Source organism: Alkalicoccus luteus (assembly GCF_012034335.1).
In the GTDB taxonomy this organism is placed as follows: domain Bacteria; phylum Bacillota; class Bacilli; order Bacillales; family Salisediminibacteriaceae; genus Alkalicoccus; species Alkalicoccus luteus_A.
Genome location: NZ_JAATHJ010000041.1, coordinates 21,326 through 27,809, shown reverse-complemented (window position 1 = coordinate 27,809; position 6,484 = coordinate 21,326). Strand labels below are relative to the sequence as shown.

Genomic DNA, 6,484 nt, shown 5'->3' with positions numbered 1-6,484 from the left:
TTTGCGTCCGGCTTCCTTCAGATTCCGGGTCGCCCCGGACACCCTTGCCATTCGCTAACGGTTCCCATTGCCAAGCCCGTAGTGGACTTTCACCACCAAGCTGTCAGACATGCCGGGCACACGCCTGGAAACAGAGGCCCCTTTCAGGGACCTCTGTTTTTTCAAGATTATTTTAAGTGAGCATTGATTTGTTTATATATGGATGGGCTTGCTGCAAATAAAGTATCCTTCTGCAGAAAAGTAAGCTCGTTTCCTTCGTACGTCGTCGCTACTCCGCCTACTTCTTTTAATACTGCCCAGCCTCCTGCTACATCCCAGGGAGCTAAATTCATGCTGATATAGGCGTCGATTCTTCCCGATGCCACATAAGCCATCTCAAGCGCTGCGGATCCATACGAACGCGTACCGCGGGCTTTTTTAACGATTTCCTGAAGCCTCGTATCTTTAAGCACCCAACCGGTATTAAATGAAACGAGCGCCTCGTCCAGAGCAACGTCAGGCAGCTGCGGCAATCTTTTGCCATTCAATTCTGCCCCTTTTCCAGCCTCTGATACAAACCATTCGTCATTCATCACATCCAGAATAATTCCGATAACCGGCTCTCCATCTTTAAAAATCCCTAAGGAAATTGCGAAATAGGTTCCCATATGAACGAAATTGACCGTACCGTCTATCGGATCAAGTATCCAAACATAACCGGATAAGTCGTCAATATCTTTATAACTGCCCTCTTCCCCCATTAACCGATGATCTGGGAAGTCCTTGGCTACTTTGTCTATAAACAGCTTTTCGACGTTACGGTCTACATCCGTGACGAGATCATCCTTATTTGCTTTCGTATCGATCCCATATGTATTTTTCATAGCATCTTTAATAAACGCCGCCGCTTCTTCTACATAGCTTAGCGCTTTTTGCTTTAAATGTGCGTGATCCATAAACCGACACGTCCTTTAATAAAGTTAGGTGATGTATTCACTTATATCATACTGGTGAGAAGGGAAGCAACTTTCAAGAGGTGGGAGAAGGCCTTGGGGGGGGCCGGAAGAAGCCCGTAAAAATCCCTTCATGAGGTTTTTCATGAAGGGCAATGTGAATTTACAATGCCAGGAATAGGTTCAGATTCTTGCGGTAGCTCAGGCTTCCAGACGGAGCCATTCGCTGCGGAGTTCTTCAAGGCGGCCCTTGCTGAGCTCAATCTGCTCAATTTCACTGGCCTGCATGGCATCGTACAGGGTCTGCAGCTCATAATCAATTTCTAATTTGAGTACAGGGATACGACGCTCCCCATCTTTTCTCTTTAACGTTTGTATGACCTTCTCCATGATTCGCACCCCTTTTGTATCCGATAGACTCGGATTTTTAATTTGAAAGAAGATTCCGACAATGATAAATGGGTTATACCTAGGGTAGATCATTTATCCGAATTTTGCAACAATAATATTTCTTATTTTTTTAATTCCTTAATTATTGATAATTTAAACCTGTTTATCTTCTTCCAGTTCAAAAGGCGAGATCGTTTCTTCTGCGCTTCTTCTTTGTTAAAATACTATTAAAGTACGTTTACCCGCACAGCTTGTTTTGTATGCAGTTTGTGCGTATTTCTTACAGGATGGTGAGATGATGGGATTTAGTGGATTTAACCAGAATGACTTTGATGTGTTTGCTGTCGATGGACTCGACGAACGAATGCATGAATTAAAAGAGCGGATCCGCCCTAAGCTGGAGGCACTCGGTGCCGATTTCGCTCAGGAGCTTACTGATTTGACCGGAAACGAGATGTATTATCACGTAGCTAAACATGCTCGGCGTAAAGTAAATCCTCCTGATGACACATGGGTAGCTTTCTGCAACAATAAGCGCGGCTATAAAAAGCTTCCTCACTTTCAGATTGGCATGTTCGGAAGCCACTTATTTATCTGGTTCGCTGTCATTTATGAATCTCCTGTGAAACAGGAACTCGGCTATGAATGGAAGAAAACATCTGAAACACTTTTAAATTCCATACCGGACTCATTCGTGTGGAGCGTTGATCATACGAAGCCCGCGACAATACCTCACAATTCTCTCTCAAAAGAAGAATTGGATTCTATGCTGCACCGACTCGAATCTGTTAAGAAAGCTGAGATCCTTTGCGGTCGTACAATTAACGCTGATGATCCCATGCTCCAGGATCCGGAAGCACTCAAACACGAAATCAGATCCGTATTTAAAACATTGCTCCCGCTTTATGAAAACAGCATGGAGCTTTATGAGCAGAAAGTGTAGCAATAATATTTAATGAACGACTTCAACGCAAGCCTGCTTGTATATACTCTCTGATGAGATTTATAAAAAGAAAGGAGCCGTCCTATTTGGAAGGCTCCTTCTTTTTAATTCATTCTGATTATTGCCCCTGCTTTAGCCTGCTTTGCATTTCTGACTACATAAAACGGAATTTCTCCGGACTGCTTTTCATACTCTTTAAAATGCTGTTTTTCCTCTGATTTTGAAGGAACTACCTGCTGAAATGCACGATAGGCACTCATAATCTCTTCCCGTGAAGCTCCCTTCATATACGCCTGATGTACCACCTCAAAAAATTGGACAACATCAATGACTTCCTCTGTACTCCAGTTTTGGGAAATCGGGAAATAAACTTGATCACTCATTGCTACCACTCTTTTCTGCTATATTTTAGACGCCGCTTCTGCTATACTTTTTTTGTTTGCTCCTCAGGTGCACTCATAGTAAATGGGAGGATGAATCATGAACAGAGTCCAGGAAAAGGCACCTTTATTTGAAGGTCTGCTAGAACATATTAACAAAGATCCGCTTCAGTTTCATATACCCGGACATAAAAAAGGAGCCGGCATGGATCCGGACTTCCGGGATTTTGTCGGCGCCAATGTATTGAAAATGGATCTTATTAACATCGCGCCGCTTGACGACCTGCACCACCCCAAAAAGATTATTGATGAAGCCCAGCAGCTTGCAGCAGAAGCATTTGGCGCTGATCATACGTTTTTTTCCGTGCAAGGAACGAGCGGAGCTATTATAACGATGATCATGTCCGTCTGCGGACCCGGGGATAAAATTATCGTTCCCCGGAATGTACACAAGTCCATTATGTCTGCTGTTATATTTGCTGGGGCCCGACCGGTTTTTGTTCACCCGGAAATAGATCAAGAGTTTGGTATTTCACATGGGATTTCACTGGAAGCTGCAGAGCGTGCACTTGAAGCTCATCCGGATGCAAAAGCATTTCTCGTTATTAATCCAACTTATTTCGGCGTAGCTGCTGATTTAAAAGGAATAGTAGAAGCAGCTCATAAACAAGCGGTTCCCGTCCTTGTAGATGAGGCCCACGGAGTCCACACCCACTTTCATGACGATCTGCCGCTTTCAGCTATGCAGGCGGGTGCGGATATGGCTGCAACAAGCGTCCACAAACTTGGAGGATCGCTCACTCAAAGTTCTGTATTGAATGTGCAGGGCAGCCTCGTGCATCCTGCCAGAGTGCAGTCAGTTATCAGTATGCTGACAACAACTTCCACGTCGTACATCCTTTTAGCTTCGCTGGACACGGCAAGAAGACATTTAGCAGTAAATGGAAGGAATGAAATAGAAAGAACTCTAAAGTTATCCGGACGTTTACGTCAACAAATCAACGATATTCCCGGACTTTCTGCCCCGGGTAAAGAAATACTGAATCATAAATCCAGGTACGATATGGATACGACAAAAGTGATGATCAGCGTGAAGGAGCTACGAATCACAGGCTATGACGCCGAAGTCTGGCTTAGAGAAAACGAGAATATTGAAGTGGAATTGTCCGATCTGTATAACATACTTGTCATTATCACACCGGCAGATTCAGCAGATACAATCAGCCGGCTGGGAAGTGCTTTGGAAAATCTCAGCAGAAAAATGCTCCCCTCAAGAACTTGGGTTGATAATGGAGCAGAGGTGGAAGTACCTTCAATCCCGGTACTAGCCTATTCACCGCGCGATGCTTTTTATGCAGAGACAGAAGAAATACCGCTAGTCGACTCTGCAGGAAGAGTAAGTGCAGAATTCCTTATGATTTATCCTCCCGGGATACCCGTTTTTATTCCCGGCGAAATTATTGAAAAAGAGAATTTGCATTACATTAGAAAAAATATGGAGTCCGGTCTTCCTGTTCAGGGGCTGGAAGATAAATCCTTAACAATGATCAGAGTGATTCGCGAGAGCCGCCCGATCAGGTAGAAATAGACGTGCTGCAGCATGACAAGCTGCAGCACGTTTTAGTTAAGTTGTTTATTGACCTGCTACAGAGGGTGGCATCGCTGCATACGGCTTCATCGCCTTTTTAAAATAGGAAGCCAAGATGGATGTGTCGGTTTCATCTACCATATGAAACATTTCCATAAGAGTTTTATTGTCATCCAGCGTGTTGTAATCAAGCAGCAGCTGACGTCCGGTATGCAGGCATACAACTAATGTTTTACCGAAAAACATCGTGGAGTAAATGATGGCATAATCGTAACGGTCTCCTGCAATATCAACTCCAATAAACTGAACATCCGCTTTTTCTTGAACATTATAGAGTTCCCGGCAGTACTCCATGAAAATCCCTCCTCTGACTATATTATAAGAAAATTCAGTCAATATTACAAATGTCTGTTCTTTATGCGTTTGCTTCTGTCCAGAAGCGGCACAGAATAAGAGCCAAAGACAGAAAACAGTCCACTTTCTACGAATGGAAAGTGGACTGTTTCGCCTGAATAAACTGGATCAGCTCTTCAGCAAATATCAGATCCTGATTAGAGATATGATAAGCAGAGTCGATCAGTTTAACGCTGATCATATACGTTAGCTGAGTTCCGGCATAAACGGGGAGATAAAGAGCCTGATCTCTTCCCTTTTTAACATATGAAGCCATTTGAAGGCTTTCAGGAAACAGGAAGCCCTGCCCAAGAGTTTCCTGCTTTTTTGAAAGACCACGGATGCCGAGCGCATATTTGAGTTTTAACCCTTCATCTGTGTTCTGATGAATGGTTAATACAGCTTGCTTTCTGCCAGCTGCGTGAATCGTCTTCAATATACGAACCATAAAATCTTCCTGACTGACGGCATAATCATATGCCAACCCTACTTCAAGTCGCATTTCATCCAGGAAATCTGATTTGTTCATTCTGCTCCACCACCTTTTACGTGCCCCATATCCACTGTTGAGCTCATCATAACATAGACATTTTTAAAATCATGTCGTCTTTTGTCTATAAAAGACGGATATTTAAATTATTCGAAAAAATGAGTCTAAAGTATAGTAAATGAGAAGAGGCGTGAGCTCTCTTTCAGCCCACGCCTCTTCCAAAAACTTTCGATTAGATTACGGCCACAGCTCGCGGAGGATGTCAGCTGTTTCCTCCAGCGTAAATGGTTCCCAAAACAACTGCCCGTCAATTAATAAATCTTTATGAAGGTGCAGACCACCGTCTTCACCGATTAACGCATAGCTGGTACCAGAGTTTCCGACATAACCAATAACTGTTTCAGCATCGACCGAATCTCCGACCTCTACATCCTCCGGAATGTCATCCAAATGTGCAAACCGGATCATCACTCCATGGTCATACTGAACCCACACTTGTTGACCACGCAGCCGGTCCAAGATATATTCCGGAGTGAAATCGACTTCTGCGGCCTCCTCGAGCTCAGCATCCCGTTCCTCTTCAGACGGATAATCCTCATAGTCCAGATCAGATCTGACTACAGTACCTTCTGCCATCGCATAGATTGGGGTATCTGTCGTTATTTCGACACCTGAGGCATAGTCATAATAATCTATACCTTCATGTTCTCCATTACGGTAGTCCCTTGGCGCTCCAGGCAGATGACTCTCTACCGTACTGACAAAAGCATCTTCGATCGGGCGTTCCAAAAATTCTAAATAAGCCACCATTTCGTCAGGAGTCATCGACTCAATATCTGCCTCTGCTTCGATAGATGGGGGATCTTCCGGCAATGTGACGAAAAGCCGGCCGTCTTCTTCCTCAAGATCAGCTTCAAATCCGTATTCAAACAAATCACGATGAAGCAGGGCCTCTTCTCCTTCATTTGTTTCAAGAAAATCCGCCTCATAAGGGACGTACTGACCGTTTATTTCCATAACAGGGATCCGTTCTACTAAATAGATGTCAAGCTCTTCCCATGTGAGATTCACAGAACGGTCCACCTCATCAAACATATAGGATATGTCAAGTGCCTCAGCAGCTTCATCTGCATAAACATAGTCGCCTTTAAGCTCAAGCTCTGCATCATATTCCGGCTCTGGTTCTTCGTGTTCCTCTTCATTGTTTCCATTTTCCGTATTTACTTCACTGGAAGTCAGTTCATGCTGCTCCTGTTCTTCTGCCGATTCATTGTTGTCAGTTTCGGAATCTGAATCCTCCATAACATCTGCGCAGCCTGCAAGCAGAAGGCCGGCAGAAATTAAGTACCACTTTTTCATATATTCATA

Annotated in this window: 8 protein-coding genes; 2 read left to right on the top strand and 6 right to left on the bottom strand. The window is 43.9% G+C overall.

Annotated features, from left to right (window positions below; translation table 11 throughout):
- Window positions 1-167: 167 nt before the first annotated feature.
- Both HCN83_RS16775 and HCN83_RS16770 read right to left on the bottom strand, forming a co-directional pair.
- The gene (locus HCN83_RS16775; protein WP_168009395.1) at window positions 168-935 is read right to left on the bottom strand and encodes an inositol monophosphatase family protein; all 768 of its coding nucleotides are present in this window, start codon (window positions 933-935) and stop codon (window positions 168-170) included.
- Window positions 936-1,133: 198 nt separating this feature from the next.
- The gene (locus tag HCN83_RS16770) at window positions 1,134-1,322 is read right to left on the bottom strand and encodes a hypothetical protein (RefSeq protein ID WP_168009393.1); all 189 of its coding nucleotides are present in this window, start codon (window positions 1,320-1,322) and stop codon (window positions 1,134-1,136) included.
- A 298-nt stretch (window positions 1,323-1,620) separates the two neighbouring features.
- On the opposite strand from HCN83_RS16770, the gene HCN83_RS16765 reads away from it, so the two are divergent.
- Window positions 1,621-2,265 (top strand): YktB family protein, encoded by a 645-nt coding sequence (locus HCN83_RS16765; protein WP_168009391.1) that lies wholly within the window; start codon window positions 1,621-1,623, stop codon window positions 2,263-2,265.
- 104 nt (window positions 2,266-2,369) lie between these two features.
- On the opposite strand, the gene HCN83_RS16760 is transcribed toward HCN83_RS16765, so the two are convergent.
- The gene (locus tag HCN83_RS16760) at window positions 2,370-2,648 is read right to left on the bottom strand and encodes a UPF0223 family protein (protein WP_168009389.1); all 279 of its coding nucleotides are present in this window, start codon (window positions 2,646-2,648) and stop codon (window positions 2,370-2,372) included.
- A gap of 97 nt (window positions 2,649-2,745) precedes the next feature.
- Here HCN83_RS16760 and HCN83_RS16755 point away from each other — a divergent pair, with 97 nt between their 5' ends.
- Window positions 2,746-4,227 (top strand): aminotransferase class I/II-fold pyridoxal phosphate-dependent enzyme, encoded by a 1,482-nt coding sequence (locus HCN83_RS16755; RefSeq protein ID WP_168009387.1) that lies wholly within the window; start codon window positions 2,746-2,748, stop codon window positions 4,225-4,227.
- A 51-nt stretch (window positions 4,228-4,278) separates the two neighbouring features.
- On the opposite strand, the gene HCN83_RS16750 is transcribed toward HCN83_RS16755, so the two are convergent.
- The 3 genes from HCN83_RS16750 to HCN83_RS16740 all read right to left on the bottom strand — a co-directional run bounded on the left by HCN83_RS16750 (window position 4,279) and on the right by HCN83_RS16740 (window position 6,475).
- Window positions 4,279-4,587 (bottom strand): SAV0927 family protein, encoded by a 309-nt coding sequence (locus HCN83_RS16750; protein WP_168009385.1) that lies wholly within the window; start codon window positions 4,585-4,587, stop codon window positions 4,279-4,281.
- Between the two features lie 127 nt (window positions 4,588-4,714).
- Complete coding sequence (locus tag HCN83_RS16745; protein WP_168009383.1) at window positions 4,715-5,155, bottom strand: hypothetical protein; 441 nt, start codon at window positions 5,153-5,155, stop codon at window positions 4,715-4,717.
- 198 nt (window positions 5,156-5,353) lie between these two features.
- On the bottom strand, window positions 5,354-6,475 hold the full coding sequence (locus HCN83_RS16740) for a M23 family metallopeptidase (RefSeq protein WP_168009381.1): 1,122 nt from the start codon (window positions 6,473-6,475) through the stop codon (window positions 5,354-5,356).
- Window positions 6,476-6,484 lie beyond the last annotated feature (9 nt).